Origin of the sequence: Algoriphagus persicinus, assembly GCF_035156415.1 — a bacterium.
Classification (GTDB): Bacteria; Bacteroidota; Bacteroidia; order Cytophagales; family Cyclobacteriaceae; genus Algoriphagus; species Algoriphagus persicinus.
This window is the reverse complement of the sequence record NZ_JAYEEY010000007.1, coordinates 15717-32313: the sequence shown is the minus strand read 5'-3', so window position 1 is coordinate 32313 and position 16597 is coordinate 15717. Positions and strand designations below refer to the sequence as shown.

The following is a 16597-nucleotide window of genomic DNA, read 5'->3' as shown; positions in this document are numbered from 1 at the left end:
GCGATATGAAGTTTACATTAGAATACAGTGATGCCAAAAGTAAAGCCAGAGCAGGAGTAGTCAAAACAGACCATGGTGATATACAAACACCTATTTTCATGCCTGTAGGTACAGCTGGTTCGGTGAAGGCAGTGCATCAGCGGGAGTTGGATCAAGATATTAAAGCTCAAATTATCCTTGGGAATACCTACCACTTATATTTGCGACCTGGGCTAGAGGTACTTGAAAAGGCTGGGGGACTTCACAAATTCAACGGCTGGGAGAAACCAATCTTAACAGATAGTGGAGGATATCAGGTATTTTCGCTTTCTGGAACACGTAAAATCAAGGAAGAGGGTGTGATGTTTAAGTCTCACATTGATGGTTCCAAGCATCATTTTACCCCTGAAAATGTGATGGATATCCAGCGGACAATTGGCGCTGATATCATCATGGCTTTTGATGAATGTACTCCTTACCCTTGCGAATATGGCTATGCTAGGAATTCTATGGAGATGACTCACCGCTGGCTGACTCGCTGCATTGATCGCTTTGATGTGACTGAAGGGAAATATAACTACAACCAGACACTTTTCCCTATCGTTCAGGGCTCTGTTTATAAAGATTTGCGTAAGCAAAGTGCTGAATTTATCGCCTCTACCAACCAGCAGGGTAATGCTATCGGTGGACTTTCGGTAGGGGAGCCTGCCGAGATGATGTATGAGATGACTGAGTTGGTAACTGATATTTTGCCTCAGGACAAACCTCGCTATTTGATGGGAGTGGGGACTCCGGCGAATATTCTGGAGTGTATCGCGTTGGGAGTAGATATGTTTGACTGTGTAATGCCTACTCGAAATGCCCGAAATGGTATGCTATTTACGTCTGAAGGATTTATAAATATCCGAAACGAAAAGTGGAAGGATGATTTCACAGGAATTGATCCTACTATCGGCGGATATGTGAGTACGTTTTATTCCAAAGCATATTTACGGCATTTGACGATCAGCAAGGAGATATTGGCTGCGCAAATTGCCAGTATTCATAACCTGAGTTTCTACCTTTGGCTTGTAGGCCAGGCTAGAGAACATATCCTAGCCGGTGATTTTGCCGTTTGGAAAGATCAAATGGTGAAGAAAGTAAGCACCAGACTTTAATATGAAGCTACTCGACAAACTGATCATTAAGGATTTTCTAAAGACCTACTTTTTTGTGGTGGTCATGTTGATTCTGGTGGTTTTGGTTTTGGATTTTACGGAAAAGAATGACACCTACATGAGAAATGAGGTTCCTTCTGGTGAGATCTTTAAGTACATGATCAATTATGGTTTGTATTTGAACAACCTCTTGACACCTATCACAGTCTTTATATCGGTTATTTTTATCACTTCCAAAATGGCAGGGAGAACCGAGATAATTGCTATACTGAGCAGTGGAGTTAGTTTTATGAGATTGCTGAGACCCTTTCTTTTTGCTGCCATCATGATAGGTGGCGCTAGTTTTTTATTGAATGGGTGGGTTTTACCAGGAGCAACTGAAGGAGTGAGTAAATTTCGAATAAACTATTTGGAAAAGGAAAAAACATCCTCCGAATCGAATCTTCATATCCAAGTCGGCGAATATTCTTTAGCTTATATAAGCAGATTTTATTCCACTTCTAACACTGGCTTTAATTTTACGCTAGAGACAATCAAAGATGGAGAACTATTGGCTAAACTTTCTTCAAATACTATCGAATGGGATACAGCCAAAAGGACTTGGACGTTAAAAAATTGGAAACTCCGAGTACTTAAGGAGCGTGAAGAAATTTATACGGATGGGGAGAAACTTGATACTACGCTTTCCATTCGACCTGAAGATTTTGATTTGCCTGATAATCATCATGAAACATTAAAACTACCAGAGCTTGGAAGGCAAATTAGGATTTTGGAAGCTCGGGGAGCCGATAATGTAGGTTTTTATAAAATCGAGCGTTATGTGCGATTTATGTCTCCTTTTGCTGCGATAATTTTGACTTTTATTGGGGTAATTATGTCGGCAAGGAAGTCTCGTGGTGGTTCCGGATTTCAGATTGCTATGGGCTTTTTGCTCGCTTTTGTGTACATCATCTTATTTATACTCTCTAGGACGTTTGCCGAAAATGGAACTGATTACCCTATTTTTGCAGTCTGGCTACCCAATATCATATTTGCAGCAACAGGACTTCTCCTTTATAAAACTGTGCCTCGCTAGATGAACGCAACGATCAAAGATTACTTGATGCTTCATCTGATTGTGCTCATTTGGGGTTTCACCGCTATTTTAGGGTTACTGATCAGCTTGCCTGCGATAGAACTTGTTTTTTATAGAACATTGATAGCGTCGGTCGGAGTTGCCGGACTTTTTTTGCTTAAAAAGAAAAATCTACTCATTCCCTTTTCTTCAATGATCAAAGTGACTGGAGTAGGTTTTGTAATTGCCATGCATTGGATTCTATTTTTTTGGTCAGCGAGAGTTTCTACAGCGTCTGTTTGCTTAGCGGGGATGGCGACTACTTCACTTTGGACAGCTTTCGTAGAGCCACTATTCAACAGGACTAAAGTAAAGTGGTATGAAGTTGGTCTTGGTTTAATGGTGATTTCAGGTCTTTTGGTGATTTTCAGTTTTGAATCGGGCTATTGGTTAGGCTTAAGTATGGCGCTAGCATCTGCATTTTTGGCAGCAGTATTTTCTGTTCTGAATGGAAAACTGGCCCACAAGCATAATCCATATCAAATCACTTTCTATGAAATGGCGGGAGCTTGTTTATTCACACTCCTCTTTATGCCTATTTATTCCAATTTCATGACAAATGAAGGACTGCAACTCAACTGGATTGGCTACGACTGGTTTTGGCTTTTTATACTGGGAGGGATTTGCACAGTGTATGCATTTTCTGTTTCAGTAGAATTGATGAAGAGGCTTTCGGTATTTTCTATCAATTTGACGGTGAATCTAGAACCTGTTTATGGGATTGTTCTGGCTGTATTGATTTTTGGAGAAAGCGAAAAAATGACTCCACAGTTTTATTTGGGTACAGGGATTATTCTAATATCGGTGTTGACCTATCCTGTATTGAATTACTTGAATAAACGGAGGAAACCAGTACGGCCGCTGGGGTAAAATATTCTAGAGAGTTGTAATATCGGTCAGAGTTGCTAGAGCCATTTTTAATTCATTATTTGAAATTTCTCCTATTTTTTCGATCAGCCTATCTTTAGAGATGGATCGGATGTGAAAAACCATCAATTCAGACTCCAGTTTCAAACCATTCTTTTGAGATGGCTCTAGGATTGGATTTCCCTGATAGTTTTTGACTTTGGAAGTCAAAGGTGCGGTAATCACCACCTGCAAGAATTTGTTCATCAGATTCCCACTAAGAATGACAACCGGTCTTCTTCCAGCCTGCTCAGACCCTATCACGGGATTGAGATCAGACATCCAGATCTCACCTTGCCTCATCTTCAATCTGCTGTAGGTAATTGCTCATCCCTTCTTCTGCTACCATGAGAATATCATCGTCTTGAGCCGCCTGCTTATATGACTTGACATATTCAGCGCGCTTAAGATGGTCGAGATAGAGATTAAGGGCATTTTCTACCAATTTATTCTTGGGTAGAGATAGCTTTTTTGCATAATCAGCGAGCCTTTGAAGAAGGTCGTCGGGAAGTGTACTAGTGTAAGTCGCCATTGTAATTCATATTTATGATTCACAAATATAAATCACAATATACCCATTACCAAGCTTATTTTCAGCATTTTACAATATTTCTTCAAAGCTAGAACAGCGATCTTCCCATTTTATAACAGGTGGCTTCTTCTCAAAAAGTCCAAAAACCGAAGACCCAGAACCAGACATCGCGGCATAGTAAGCGCCATTCTCATAAAGTTTTTCTTTTATTGCGGCAATTTCTGGATGGTTTTTGAAAATGCTAGGCTCAAAGTCATTGACAAGTTCATCTTTCCAGCGGTTTCGATCAGCTAATACCTCTTCGAGTTTGACTTTTGGGAGTGCTGGAGTGACACCTGCATAAGCTTCTTTGGTTCCAATATGAATTCTTGGATTAATTAAAACCAAATGAGTTCCTTTCAAGTCCAATTCCACAGGCTCTAGAAGCTCTCCTCTTCCTTTTGCGATTTTCGGCGTGTTCTCGACAAAAAATGCACAATCACTTCCAAGTTGCGCAGCATATTCTTCTAAGAAGAAATCATCCAGGATCAAATCAAAGAGATTGTTCATCAGCTTTAGTGCGAATGCAGCATTTGAAGATCCCCCTCCAAGACCAGCTCCAATCGGTATGTTCTTGTTCAAATGAATGCTTACGTGAGGCAAGTTTGGAAAGTCTTTCTTCAAAAGTTGATAAGCTTTGAGAATGAGATTGTCTTTCGGATCTCCCGGAACTTGTACACCAGAGATAGCAAAATTTGTTTTCTTGGGATCAATGATTATTTCCAGCGCATCAGTAAGTGGGATAGGGATCATACAGCTCACGATATCGTGGTATCCGTCTTTTCTTTTGGCTGTGATATGAAGGCCTAGATTGATCTTTGCGTTTGGAAATGAAATCATTTGATTGAATGTTTGGTCAAAAATAGAATAAAATCTAAGGGATTTGAAGTTTCCTCCAATTGATAATTCGGTAAAAAATCTAGCATATATTGAAGGAAATGTGGTATATCATTTTTCTTATTAAAAAAAAGAGAATAACTTTTGCTGAAAGTTGAATAAAATAGAAATCAGTACAAAATTTTGAGAATCTAAAATTTAGACAAATCATTTGCTGTAAAACAGGGGTAAATAGTAGGTATTGAAGATTTATATTTTGAAAAAAAATATTTTCTATACATTTTTTAACTGAGTAACTTTAAAAATGTAAAATTAAATATTGTAAGTCTGAAAATTCGGTTTTAAGTTTGTCCCATACTTCGGTGTCGAATCGAAGAGAACCTAGAAAAACAGTATGTATAACGTAGTCATTTTGCTAAGCATAATTATTCTCATTGGATTCTAAATGTGAGGCACTAGACTATTCTTTATAATGAAATAAGAAAAAAATCTGAAGTGCCTCACTAACCTGAGGCACTTTTTTTATACCCCCATGAATATGACTCTTAAAAAACACAGTTGGGAAATAAGTGAAAATGACGAGCATCCAGCAGGTAAAGCCATGCTTTACGCCACTGGTATGAGCGATAAGAAAATGAAACAGCCCTTTGTAGGGATAGCCAGTTGTGGTTATGAAAGTAACCCCTGCAATATGCACCTGAACGACTTTGCCGGTCTGATCAAAGCCTCCTCACAGGAGCACGATCTGACCGGTTTGGTTTTTAATACCATTGGGATTTCTGACGGAACTACCATGGGCACGCTTGGAATGCGATATTCATTGGTGTCCAGAGAAATCATTGCTGATTCTATTGAGTCTTTTATTATCGGCCACTCTTTCGATGGCTGTGTGTCAGTAGCTGGTTGTGACAAAAATATGCCAGGCGCATTGATGGGAATGATCCGTACCGATAGACCTTCCATATTGGTCTATGGCGGCACCATCGCTTCTGGTAGTTATAAAGGAGAAAAGTTGAACATTGTATCTGCCTTTGAGGCATTCGGAAAAAGAGTGAATGGCAATATCTCTGACGAAGATTATGATGGTGTGATGCGTAATGCATGTCCCGGTCAAGGAGCTTGTGGCGGAATGTACACCGCAAATACCATGTCCTCGGCTATTGAAGCAATGGGCATGTCATTGCCCTACTCGTCCTCATATCCGGCAAATTCTCCAGAAAAACTAAGAGAATGCCGAGAAGTAAATAAATACATGAGAATCCTCTTAGAAAAGGATATCAAACCTAGTGATATCATTAACAGAAAAAGCATTGAAAACGCGGTTACGGTTGCTATTGCTTTAGGAGGCAGTACCAATGCAGTAATGCATATTATTGCGATAGCAAGAACTGCCGGAGTAGCTTTCACTATTGAAGATTTTAAAGCGATTAACGCGAAGACTCCAATGCTTGGTGACTTTAAGCCTTCTGGCAAATTCATGATGGAGGACCTTCACGAGCAAGGTGGCGTACCGGCATTCATGAAATATATGCTGCAGAATGGATTCCTTCATGGAGATTGTATGACTGTGACAGGGAAAACATTAGAAGAAAATCTAAAAGATATAGAACCGGTGATTGTTTCTATGGTGAATGTGATTCATCCACTCGAAACACCTATCAAAGCAACTGGACACTTATGCGTTCTTTCAGGTAATTTAGCTCCCGATGGTGCAGTTGCTAAAATCACAGGAAAGGAAGGTAGCTCGTTTACAGGTCCCGCTCATGTGTTTGATTCTGAGCAGGAAGCAAATGATGCTATTCGAGATCACAAAGTACAAAAAGGTGAAGTGTTAGTTATTAGAAATATAGGGCCTAAAGGCGGTCCTGGAATGCCGGAAATGCTCAAGCCGACTTCCATGATCATTGGAGCAGGGTTAGGAGCAGATGTTGCTTTGATTACTGATGGAAGATTTTCAGGTGGTACACACGGCTTTGTAGTGGGGCATGTGACTCCTGAAGCATGGAGCGGTGGGCCTATTGGCTTGGTGAAGAACGGAGACATGATCACTATTGATGCAGACAATTTGAAACTGACAGTGGACGTTTCAGATGAGGAACTCGCAGAACGAAAAAAATCCTGGAAGCAAAGAGATTTGTCCGACTTACAGGGAACTCTCAAGAAATACAATAAACTTGTAGCAACGGCATCAGAAGGTTGCGTAACAGATAAATTCTAAACCCATGAAGGATTCGATGATCAGAGGGGCTGACATAGTAGTCAGATCACTTATTGCCGAAAATGCAGAAATCATCTTCGGGTATCCCGGAGGAGCTATTATGCCGGTTTACGATGCATTACATGACTATCATGATGAGTTAAGGCATGTCCTCACCCGGCATGAGCAGGGAGCCATCCATGCAGCTCAAGGATATGCTAGAGTATCAGGTAAAGTAGGGGTCTGCATTGCTACTTCAGGGCCAGGAGCAACGAATTTGATCACTGGACTAGCTGATGCTCAAATCGATAGTACACCATTGGTGTGTATTACCGGACAAGTAGCGTCGCACTTACTTGGTACAGATGCTTTCCAAGAAACTGACGTAGTGGGCATCTCTATGCCAGGTACCAAATGGAATATACAGGTCAGAAGAGTGGAGGATATAGCTCCGGCTATCGCAAAAGGCTTTTATATAGCCAAGTCTGGTAGGCCAGGGCCTGTGTTGATTGATATCACTAAAGATGCTCAGACTGATTTTGGTGATTTCAATTACAGCAAGTGTCTTGGTTTCCGATCCTATAGAACGCACATTCCTGTAGAGAAGACAGCAATTCAAGAAGCTGCTTTTTTGATCAATATGGCTAAAAGACCCTATTTGCTTTTTGGCCAAGGAGTTGTGTTGGGAGAAGCTGAAGTGGAATTGAAAGCTTTTTTGGATAAATCAGGGATACCTGCTGCTTCTACTTTATTAGGGTCTGGGGCTCTTTCGGAGGAACATCCAAATTATGTGGGTAAACTTGGGATGCATGGTAATTATGCGCCAAATTTACTGACTAATCAGTGCGACGTCTTGATCGCTGTGGGAATGAGGTTTGATGATCGGGTAACGGGTGATTTGAAGCGTTATGCAAAGCAAGCAAAAGTGATCCATCTGGAGCTTGATCCTTCGGAAATCAATAAAATAGTGAAGTGTGAGGTGGCAGTACTCGGTAGCTGTAAAGATAGTCTGAGTCTGCTGACTGATGCTGTGAAGTCAAATGCTTATCCTGACTGGATGGCTAAATTCCAAGAACTGGCAGACCAGGAAAATGCCACAGTGATTCAGCCAGATTTGAAGCCTACCAAAATTGGTTTGACGATGGGAGAAGTAATTCATCAAATCAACCAATACAAAGCAGACGACGCAATATTAGTGACAGACGTAGGCCAGCATCAAATGATTGCATGGAGGTATTTTAATTATAAAAAACCAAGAACACAAGTTACTTCCGGTGGCTTGGGAACCATGGGATTTGCGCTTCCAGCAGCATTGGGAGCTCAAATGTATGATTTCTCTAGGCAGGTAGTCTGCGTAGTTGGCGATGGAGGTATTCAAATGACTATTCAGGAATTGGGAACCATCATGCAGACCAAAGCCCCAGTGAAAATTGTATTGCTTAACAATAATTTTCTTGGAATGGTGAGGCAATGGCAGCAAATGTTCTTTGAAAAGCGGTATTCTTTTACCGAACTTGACAATCCTGATTTCATCAAAATAGCTGAGGCATATAATATTCAGGCGCAGAAAGTCACTGAGCGAGCTGATTTACAAGAAGCAATAGAAGATATGCTGATTCACGATGGTCCTTATTTCCTCGAAGTAGTAGTGGAAAAAGAAGATAATGTATTCCCAATGATTGCCACTGGCTGTTCAGTGGAAGAGGTTAGACTTAGCTAAATTAACCCTATGAAATCGAGCATGACTCATACGTCACACAGAGGGATGATTATTAACTATGTGAGATACCATCCCGTTTCCTTCGTCACGGGACAGGTTATGACCTTTGAAAACAATTATAAACAGATGAAATCGAGCATGACTCAAGCGTTACACACTGAGATGATTATCTACCATGCGAGATTCCATGTGACCTTATAAAAACAAATTATAAACACATGAAACGATATACTATATTCGTTATTACCGAGAATTTCATCGGTATCCTTAATCGCATCACTATTATTTTTACCCGAAGGGGTATCAATATAGATGCTCTCACAGCCTCGGAAAGCCGCTTGGAGGGAATCCATCGGATTACCATTGAGGTAAACGCGTCGGAAGATACGGTAATCCAGCTAGTCAATCAGATCGAGAAAATTATCGATGTGATCAAGGCTTTCTATCATGAAGATGAGAGCGTAGTCTATCAGGAGATCGCATTGTACAAAATTCCTGTTTCAAGATTAGACGGAGGATTAGAGAAAATCATTCGTCAGCACAATGCTAAGATTATCGCGGCAGAACCGGATTTTGTTGTGTTGGAACTGACAGGGCACAAGGAGCAAACGCAGGAACTACTCGAAATTCTCAAAGGGTATGGTCTCTTAGAATTTGCGAGATCAGGTAGAGTCGCTGTCGCCAAAAGAATGTTGACAATTGACAGTTTTGTCAAATAGAAATAAACCAAAAAAGGGATTCCACCGGAACCTATTAAACACTAGAAATAAATATTAAAAGCTCATGAAATTAAAATTCGGCTCAACAGAAGAAAACGTAGTAACTAGGGAAGAATTTCCACTGGAAAAAGCAAGAGAAGTACTCAAGGATGAAGTGATCGCAGTACTAGGTTATGGCGTACAAGGCCCAGGTCAGGCACTAAACTTGAAAGACAACGGATTCAACGTGATTGTAGGTCAGCGTAAAGGCTCCAAGACTTGGGATAAAGCGGTAGCTGATGGCTGGGTTCCCGGACAAACACTTTTCGAATTGGAAGAGGCTTGCGAAAAAGGCACTATTCTTCAATTCCTTCTTTCTGATGCAGGGCAAATTGCACTTTGGCCAACGGTAAAGAAACACCTGACTCCAGGTAAAGCATTATATTTCTCTCATGGTTTTGGTGTGACTTACAAAGATAAAACGGGCATCATACCTCCAGCTGACGTAGATGTGATCTTGGTAGCTCCTAAAGGTTCTGGTACTTCTTTGAGAAGAATGTTTGTAGAAGGTAGAGGATTGAATTCTTCTTATGCAATCTATCAGGATGGAACTGGCAAAGCTTATGATCGTGTTGTAGCTCTGGGTATAGGGGTAGGCTCAGGATATTTGTTTGAGACCGATTTTTACCGTGAAGTAACTTCCGATTTGACAGGGGAAAGAGGCACCTTAATGGGGGCTATTCAGGGTATATTCGCTGCACAGTACGAGGTGTTGAGATCAAACGGTCACTCACCTTCTGAAGCTTTCAACGAAACAGTGGAAGAACTGACTCAGTCACTGATGCCATTGGTAGCTGAAAACGGAATGGACTGGATGTACGCAAACTGTTCTACCACTGCACAAAGAGGTGCATTGGATTGGTGGAAGCCATTCAGAGACGCTACCAAGCCGGTGTTCGAAGAATTGTATAACAGCGTAAAAACTGGACAAGAGGCTCAGAAGTCAATTGACTCTAACTCTAAAGAAGACTATAGAGTAAAATTGGAAGCTGAATTGAAAGAATTGAGAGATTCTGAAATGTGGCAGGCAGGTGCTGTCGTCCGTCAGTTGAGACCAGAAAATAATTAATACAAAACCCCCAAGAACTATGAGTGAGAAGCTATGGATATTTGACACTACCCTGAGAGATGGGGAGCAAGTACCCGGGTGTCAGCTGAATACCCAGGAGAAAATTGTGGTAGCAAAAGCGCTGGAAGATCTAGGTGTAGATATTATCGAAGCCGGCTTTCCAATTTCTAGTCCAGGAGATTTCAATTCTGTACTCGAGATTTCAAAGGCAGTTTCAAACCCGATTATCTGTGCCCTCTCCAGAGCTGTTGAAAAAGATATCGAAGTAGCGGCTCAGTCCCTCAAATTCGCTAAAAAGGGTAGGATTCACACCGGGATTGGTGTTTCGCCTTATCATATTCAATTCAAACTGCGCTCCACTCCCGAAGATATTATTGCTCGGGGTGTGGCAGCAGTGAAGTTCGCCAGACGATTTGTAGATGACGTGGAGTTTTACGCTGAAGATGCAGGTCGTGCAGACGAAGACTTCTTGAACAAGATCATTGAGGAAGTGATCAAAGCAGGTGCTACCGTTGTCAACATACCTGATACTACCGGATATTGCCTTCCTGAGCAATACGGAGCCATAATCGCAAGCTTGAGGAATAATGTCCCGAATATCGACAAAGCTATTATTGCCACCCATTGTCACAATGATCTAGGAATGGCTACTGCCAACACAGTAGCAGGTGTACAACAAGGAGCGCGTCAGGTGGAAGTCACTATCAACGGTATCGGAGAGAGAGCCGGAAATACTTCTATGGAAGAAGTGGTAATGGCAATCAAATGTCATAAATCTATCGACGTCCATACTGAAATCGTCACTCCTAGAATCTATAATACAAGCCGATTAGTTTCCAAATTGATGAATATGCCTGTGCAGCCAAATAAGGCTATAGTTGGTAGAAATGCATTTGCACACTCATCCGGGATTCATCAAGACGGCGTATTGAAGCATAGAGAAAACTACGAAATCATTGACCCGAAAGATGTGGGTGTTGGTGAGTCAACAATAGTACTGACAGCAAGATCTGGAAGAGCTGCCTTAAAGCATCACTTGGATGCTTTGGGAGTAGAACTCGAAGGTGAAGCACTTCGTGAAGTTTATGAGGAATTCTTGATCCTTGCGGATAGCAAGAGAGATATTGGACGGAAGGACCTTTTGGGGCTTGTAGGCAAATACGTAGAAGATTCTAATTTCATTGAACTAGGTAAGGTTACTTATTCTTCCAACGGCACTATCCAAGCCCAGGTATCCCTGAAGATTGGCGATACGGAACATACTGCTACCGCACATGGTAACGGACCTGTAGATGCAGTGCTTAAGGCAATTGAAAAAAGTGCAAAGCCAGCAGTTGAACTGGAAGAATTCCTGATCCAAGCCATTACGCACGGAAGTGATGACGTGGCTAAAGTTCACATGAGATTAATCAAAGGAGACAAGCCTTATTATGGTTTCGCTTCTCATACAGACATCGTTTTGGCATCAGCTCAGGCTTTTGTCGATGCACTCAATAAAATCCCGGTCAAGGAATACGCGACCGCATAATTATGGAAAAGACAACATTATTTGATAAAATCTGGGATGCTCACGTAGTGAAATCCGTACCGGCTGGTCCAGATGTATTCTTCATCGATAAGCATTTTATCCATGAAGTGACCTCTCCGGTAGCTTTTCTAAATCTGGAAAAGCGTGGAATAGGAGTGAAAAACCCAAGCAGAACAGTTGCTACACCTGATCACAACGTACCTACGGTCGATCAGGATAAAACTATAAAGGACAAGCTTTCCCGTATGCAGGTAGAAAGACTTCGTGAGAACTGTGCCAAATATAGCATTGAGCTTCACGATTTGGGTTCTGCCCATCACGGAATTGTACACGTAATTGGCCCTGAACTTGGCATCACTCAGCCAGGAATGACCATCGTATGCGGAGATAGCCATACTTCTACGCATGGTGCTTTTGGTGCTATTGCATTTGGAATAGGTACATCTGAAGTAGAAATGGTGCTTGCTACGCAATGTATCATGCAGTCTAAAGCCAAAAAAATGAGAATCTCCATTGATGGGGTGGCTGGTAAAGGAGTTACTTCTAAAGATTTGATTCTTTATGTAATCGCACAGATTTCAGCGGCTGGTGCTACTGGATACTTCGTAGAATATGCTGGATCTGCAATTCAGAGTCTTTCTATGGAAGCGAGAATGACTGTGTGTAATATGTCTATCGAAATGGGCGCACGCGGAGGTTTAATAGCTCCTGATGAAACTACCTTCGAATACCTAAAAGGAAAGCAATACGCTCCTAAAGGTGAGGATTGGGATAAGGCAGTTGCTTACTGGAAAACACTGAAAACAGACGAAGATGCTGTATTTGATAAGGAATACCACTTCGATGCTGCAGATATAGAACCGATGATCACCTACGGGACTAATCCGGGTATGGGTATCAAAGTAAAAGGAACTATTCCTACTACAGAAGGAATGGAAGGAAGCAATAAAAGTTCTTATCTGAAATCCTTAGCCTACATGGGTTTTGAGCCGGGCGAGGCGATCAAAGGTAAAAAAGTCGATTTCGTATTTGTAGGATCTTGCACAAATGGAAGAATTGAAGATATCAGATCTGTAGCCGAATTTGTAAAAGGTCATAAGAAAGCAGAAAATATCACCGCCTGGATCGTGCCAGGATCCCGTGAAGTGGAAAAAATGGCACATGAGGAAGGCTTGGTGAAAATCCTCGAAGAAGCAGGATTTGAACTACGACAGCCGGGTTGTTCAGCTTGTTTGGCGATGAATGATGACAAGATCCCCTCTGGGAAGTATGCAGTCTCTACTTCTAATAGAAATTTTGAAGGTCGTCAAGGGCCAGGTGCGCGTACCATGCTTGCCTCTCCGTTGACGGTTGCAGCTGTTGCCGTAAGAGGTGAAATATGCGACCCAAGAGAAGTTTTCGAGAACTAATGTTGAAGATGGTGATTGAGGGCTTTTACTTATAACCAAAGCTTATCAATTTTCCAATCTTCCTATCCGCCACGGCGGACAGGTTTTTCCAATCTTTTAATTAAATAAAAATGGCTTACGATAAATTTACTGTTCTCACGAGCACTGCGGTTCCTTTACCGACAGATAATGTCGATACAGATCAAATCATCCCAGCTCGATTCCTGAAGGCTACTGAGCGTGAAGGTTTTGGCGACAATCTTTTCCGTGACTGGAGATATGATGTGGAGGGAAATCCCAAAAAGGATTTTGTCCTGAACGATCCCACGTACAGCGGCAAAATCTTGGTTTCCGGAAGGAATTTCGGTTCTGGATCTAGCCGTGAGCATGCCGTTTGGGCGCTTTATGATTACGGTTTCAGATGTGTAGTTTCTAGCTTTTTTGCAGATATTTTCAAAAATAACTGCCTAAATATCGGAGTGTTGCCTGTGACGGTTTCTCCGCTATTCGCAGATAAATTGCTGGAAACGATTACTGCTAATCCTGCTGCGACTATCACAGTAGATATTCCTTCACAGAAGATCACTTTGGATACCACTGGAGATTCAGAGTCTTTTGATATCAATGAATACAAGAAAGATAACATGCAAAATGGCTTCGACGACATCGACTATTTATTGAATATGTCAGAGGAAATCGACGCGTTTGCAGCGGATAAATAAGTGAAAATGACCGCAGGGAAGCGCATTGAAATAATGGATACAACGCTGAGGGATGGTGAGCAGACCTCGAGCGTTTCTTTTTTGCCTTCTGAAAAGCTGCAGATCGCTAAACTTTTGCTGGATGAATTGAAGGTGGATCGTATAGAGGTGGCTTCAGCGAGGGTTTCAGATGGTGAATTGGAAGGAGTGCAGAAAATCACCCATTGGGCAACCGAGAAAGGTTACCTGGATCGTGTGGAGGTTTTGGGTTTTGTAGATACCCCTGCTTCGGTGAATTGGATTTTGAAAGCTGGTGCCAAGGTGATGAACTTGCTTACTAAAGGTTCTTATAATCATCTGATTCATCAGTTGAAAAAAACTCAAGAGGAGCATTTCAATGATATTCAAAGGAGCATAGAATATGCCCAAGAGAATGGGATTGATGTAAATGTGTACTTGGAAGATTGGTCAAATGGCATGCGTAATTCGCAAGAATATACACTGGCATTGATAGAATTCCTGCTTACGCTACCTATTAAGAGAATTATGCTCCCAGATACTTTGGGACTGCTTTCTCCGGAAGAAACAAGGAGTTTTTTCATTCATATCTGTACACGGTTTCCTCAGGCACATTTCGACTTCCATGCACACAATGACTACGATCTTTCTGTTGCCAATGTGATGGAAGCGATTATGCACGGTGCATCAGGAATTCACACCACTGTCAATGGACTTGGGGAAAGAGCAGGAAATGCTCCCCTTGAGTCGGTTATTGCTGTGATCAAAGATTTCACAGATCTTCAAATCAATGTGCAGGAGCAAAAAATCTACCGCGTAAGCAAATTGGTTGAGCAATTTTCCGGTCAGCATATTTCGGCGAATAAACCAGTGGTGGGGGAGAATGTCTTCACCCAGACCGCTGGGATTCACGCTGACGGGGACAATAAAAAGAATCTGTATTTCAACGATTTACTTCCTGAGCGATTTGGTCGCCAACGGAAATATGCCCTTGGAAAAACCTCCGGGAAAGCTAATATCCTGAAGAATCTAGAGGAATTGGGAATTTCTTTGGAAAAAGATGAGCTCGCAAAAGTAACTCAGCGCATCATCGAACTCGGTGATAAAAAGGAGCGCGTTACTACTGAAGATTTGCCATATATCATTTCTGATGTGTTGCAGAATAATTCCATTTCCAAAAATATCTTTATTGAAGGCTATCATATGACTCATTCCAAAGGATTAAAGCCTTCGGTGCAGCTGAGATTGAATATTTATGGGAAGTCATACGATGCGACCGCAACTGGAGATGGTCAGTATGATTCCTTTATGCGGGCAGTCAAAAAGATCTATAAATCCCGTAAAAGACAATTACCTAAGTTGACCGATTACCATGTTTCCATTCCTCCGGGAGGAAAAACTGATGCTTTCGTAGAGACTGTCATCACTTGGGATTATGGGAAAATATTTAAAACTAAAGGGCTAGATCCCGATCAAACAGTGGCAGCGATGATGGCCACGGAGAAAATGCTGAACATCTTCGACTCATTTAATCATACACCAACGAAAGAAGAATCCAAGTTTTATGGAAATGAATATCGCGCTGTTGCCAGGTGACGGCATCGGACCTGAAGTAATCGACCAGGCTGTGAAAGTAGTGAAAGCTATCGGCCAAAAATTCGGACACGAAATCACTTTTACAGAAGCTGTAGTAGGAGCCGCTGCAATAGATGCAACTGGTGAGCCCTATCCAGACTCCACGCATGAGATCGCTGCAGCTTCGGATGCAGTTCTTTTCGGAGCCATCGGTGATCCTAAATATGATAATGACCCCAAGGCTAAGGTTCGCCCAGAGCAAGGATTGCTGTTGATGCGTCAGAAATTGGGCTTGTTTGCCAATGTTCGTCCTACATTTACTTTCCCTTCTCTGGTGCACAAATCTCCCTTGAAGTTGGATCGTGTTGATGGTGTTGACTTTGTGTTCTTCAGAGAATTAACCGGAGGGATTTACTTCGGCGAACCAAGAGGAAGAAATGAGCAAGGCACTAAGGCGTTTGATACCAACGTGTACAGCAAGTTTGAGATTGTTCGCTTAGCTAGAATGGGATTTGAAGCTGCGCAAAAAAGGAGAAAGCTTCTGACTTGTGTGGACAAAGCAAATGTGATGGCTACTTCCAGACTTTGGAGAGAAACGGTGCAGGAACTCGCTCCAGAATATCCAGATGTGAAAGTAGAATATGAATTTGTAGATGCAGTAGCGATGCGATTGATCCAGTGGCCAAAAGCGTATGATGTGCTAATCACGGAAAACTTGTTTGGTGATATCTTGACTGATGAGGCATCTGTGATTTCAGGATCTATGGGCTTGATGCCATCTGCATCTTTGGGGACATCTATCAAATTGTTTGAGCCGATTCACGGTTCATATCCTCAGGCGGCTGGTAAAGACATTGCTAATCCTTTGGCGACAGTTCTTTCGGCAGCCATGATGTTTGATTATGCATTTGATCTGAAAGAGGAAGCTAAGATGATTTCCGACGTGGTGAACCTTTCTCTTGAAGAAGGCTATGTGACCGAAGATATTGCTGATGGCGGTACGGCATACAAGACTTCTGAAGTTGGAGACTGGCTGGCCGCTAAGATTTTGGGGTAATCACGATTCTTACAAAAACTAG

General features: G+C 41.9%; 16 protein-coding genes. 13 read left to right on the top strand and 3 right to left on the bottom strand.

Translation table 11 applies throughout. The features are described from left to right. Window positions 1–5 precede the first annotated feature (5 nt). From tgt to U3A58_RS07105, 3 genes are read left to right on the top strand one after another with little or no spacing between them, the layout of a single operon-like run. Window positions 6–1136: a tRNA guanosine(34) transglycosylase Tgt gene (gene tgt, locus U3A58_RS07115; protein WP_323822712.1), complete on the top strand. Its 1131-nt coding sequence runs from the start codon at window positions 6–8 to the stop codon at window positions 1134–1136. 1 nt (window position 1137) lies between these two features. Beyond that, window positions 1138–2211 carry an LptF/LptG family permease gene (locus U3A58_RS07110; RefSeq protein WP_323822711.1) on the top strand — a complete coding sequence of 358 codons (1074 nt, stop codon included), beginning with the start codon at window positions 1138–1140 and terminating at the stop codon, window positions 2209–2211. Further along, on the top strand, window positions 2212–3120 hold the full coding sequence (locus U3A58_RS07105; protein ID WP_323822710.1) for a DMT family transporter: 909 nt from the start codon (window positions 2212–2214) through the stop codon (window positions 3118–3120). It abuts the gene before it with no gap. Between the two features lie 6 nt (window positions 3121–3126). Here U3A58_RS07105 and U3A58_RS07100 read toward each other — a convergent pair whose 3' ends face one another. The 3 genes from U3A58_RS07100 to ispE all read right to left on the bottom strand — a co-directional run bounded on the left by U3A58_RS07100 (window position 3127) and on the right by ispE (window position 4567). After that, entirely contained in the window at window positions 3127–3459 is a 333-nt protein-coding gene (locus tag U3A58_RS07100; protein WP_323822848.1) for a type II toxin-antitoxin system PemK/MazF family toxin, read from the bottom strand. Further along, on the bottom strand, window positions 3446–3688 hold the full coding sequence (locus U3A58_RS07095; protein WP_323822709.1) for a ribbon-helix-helix domain-containing protein: 243 nt from the start codon (window positions 3686–3688) through the stop codon (window positions 3446–3448). Before U3A58_RS07095 ends, U3A58_RS07100 begins: the two co-directional genes overlap by 14 nt. 69 nt (window positions 3689–3757) lie before the next feature. Then, entirely contained in the window at window positions 3758–4567 is an 810-nt protein-coding gene (ispE, locus tag U3A58_RS07090; RefSeq protein ID WP_323822708.1) for a 4-(cytidine 5'-diphospho)-2-C-methyl-D-erythritol kinase, read from the bottom strand. Window positions 4568–5102: 535 nt separating this feature from the next. Here ispE and ilvD point away from each other — a divergent pair. From ilvD to leuB, 10 genes are all read left to right on the top strand, one after another. Continuing rightward, complete coding sequence (gene ilvD, locus U3A58_RS07085) at window positions 5103–6782, top strand: dihydroxy-acid dehydratase (RefSeq protein ID WP_323822707.1); 1680 nt, start codon at window positions 5103–5105, stop codon at window positions 6780–6782. 4 nt (window positions 6783–6786) lie between these two features. Then, a complete protein-coding gene (gene ilvB, locus U3A58_RS07080) occupies window positions 6787–8481 on the top strand; it encodes a biosynthetic-type acetolactate synthase large subunit (RefSeq protein WP_323822706.1) in 1695 nt (564 codons plus the stop codon). Window positions 8482–8490: 9 nt separating this feature from the next. Beyond that, window positions 8491–8682, top strand: coding sequence for a hypothetical protein (locus tag U3A58_RS07075; RefSeq protein ID WP_323822705.1), 192 nt, complete (start codon window positions 8491–8493; stop codon window positions 8680–8682). A 17-nt stretch (window positions 8683–8699) separates the two neighbouring features. Continuing rightward, window positions 8700–9200 (top strand): acetolactate synthase small subunit, encoded by a 501-nt coding sequence (gene ilvN, locus U3A58_RS07070; protein WP_323822704.1) that lies wholly within the window; start codon window positions 8700–8702, stop codon window positions 9198–9200. A 64-nt stretch (window positions 9201–9264) separates the two neighbouring features. Beyond that, entirely contained in the window at window positions 9265–10308 is a 1044-nt protein-coding gene (gene ilvC, locus U3A58_RS07065) for a ketol-acid reductoisomerase (protein ID WP_323822703.1), read from the top strand. Between the two features lie 19 nt (window positions 10309–10327). After that, window positions 10328–11836 carry a 2-isopropylmalate synthase gene (locus tag U3A58_RS07060; RefSeq protein ID WP_323822702.1) on the top strand — a complete coding sequence of 503 codons (1509 nt, stop codon included), beginning with the start codon at window positions 10328–10330 and terminating at the stop codon, window positions 11834–11836. Between the two features lie 2 nt (window positions 11837–11838). Next, window positions 11839–13245: a 3-isopropylmalate dehydratase large subunit gene (leuC, locus tag U3A58_RS07055; RefSeq protein ID WP_323822701.1), complete on the top strand. Its 1407-nt coding sequence runs from the start codon at window positions 11839–11841 to the stop codon at window positions 13243–13245. Window positions 13246–13355: 110 nt separating this feature from the next. Beyond that, a complete protein-coding gene (gene leuD, locus U3A58_RS07050) occupies window positions 13356–13946 on the top strand; it encodes a 3-isopropylmalate dehydratase small subunit (protein ID WP_323822700.1) in 591 nt (196 codons plus the stop codon). A 6-nt stretch (window positions 13947–13952) separates the two neighbouring features. After that, window positions 13953–15539 carry an alpha-isopropylmalate synthase regulatory domain-containing protein gene (locus U3A58_RS07045; protein ID WP_323822699.1) on the top strand — a complete coding sequence of 529 codons (1587 nt, stop codon included), beginning with the start codon at window positions 13953–13955 and terminating at the stop codon, window positions 15537–15539. Continuing rightward, window positions 15508–16575, top strand: a complete 1068-nt coding sequence (leuB, locus tag U3A58_RS07040; RefSeq protein WP_323822698.1) for a 3-isopropylmalate dehydrogenase — start codon at window positions 15508–15510, stop codon at window positions 16573–16575. The genes U3A58_RS07045 and leuB overlap by 32 nt, the downstream gene beginning before the upstream one ends. The last annotated feature ends 22 nt before the right edge of the window (window positions 16576–16597 follow it).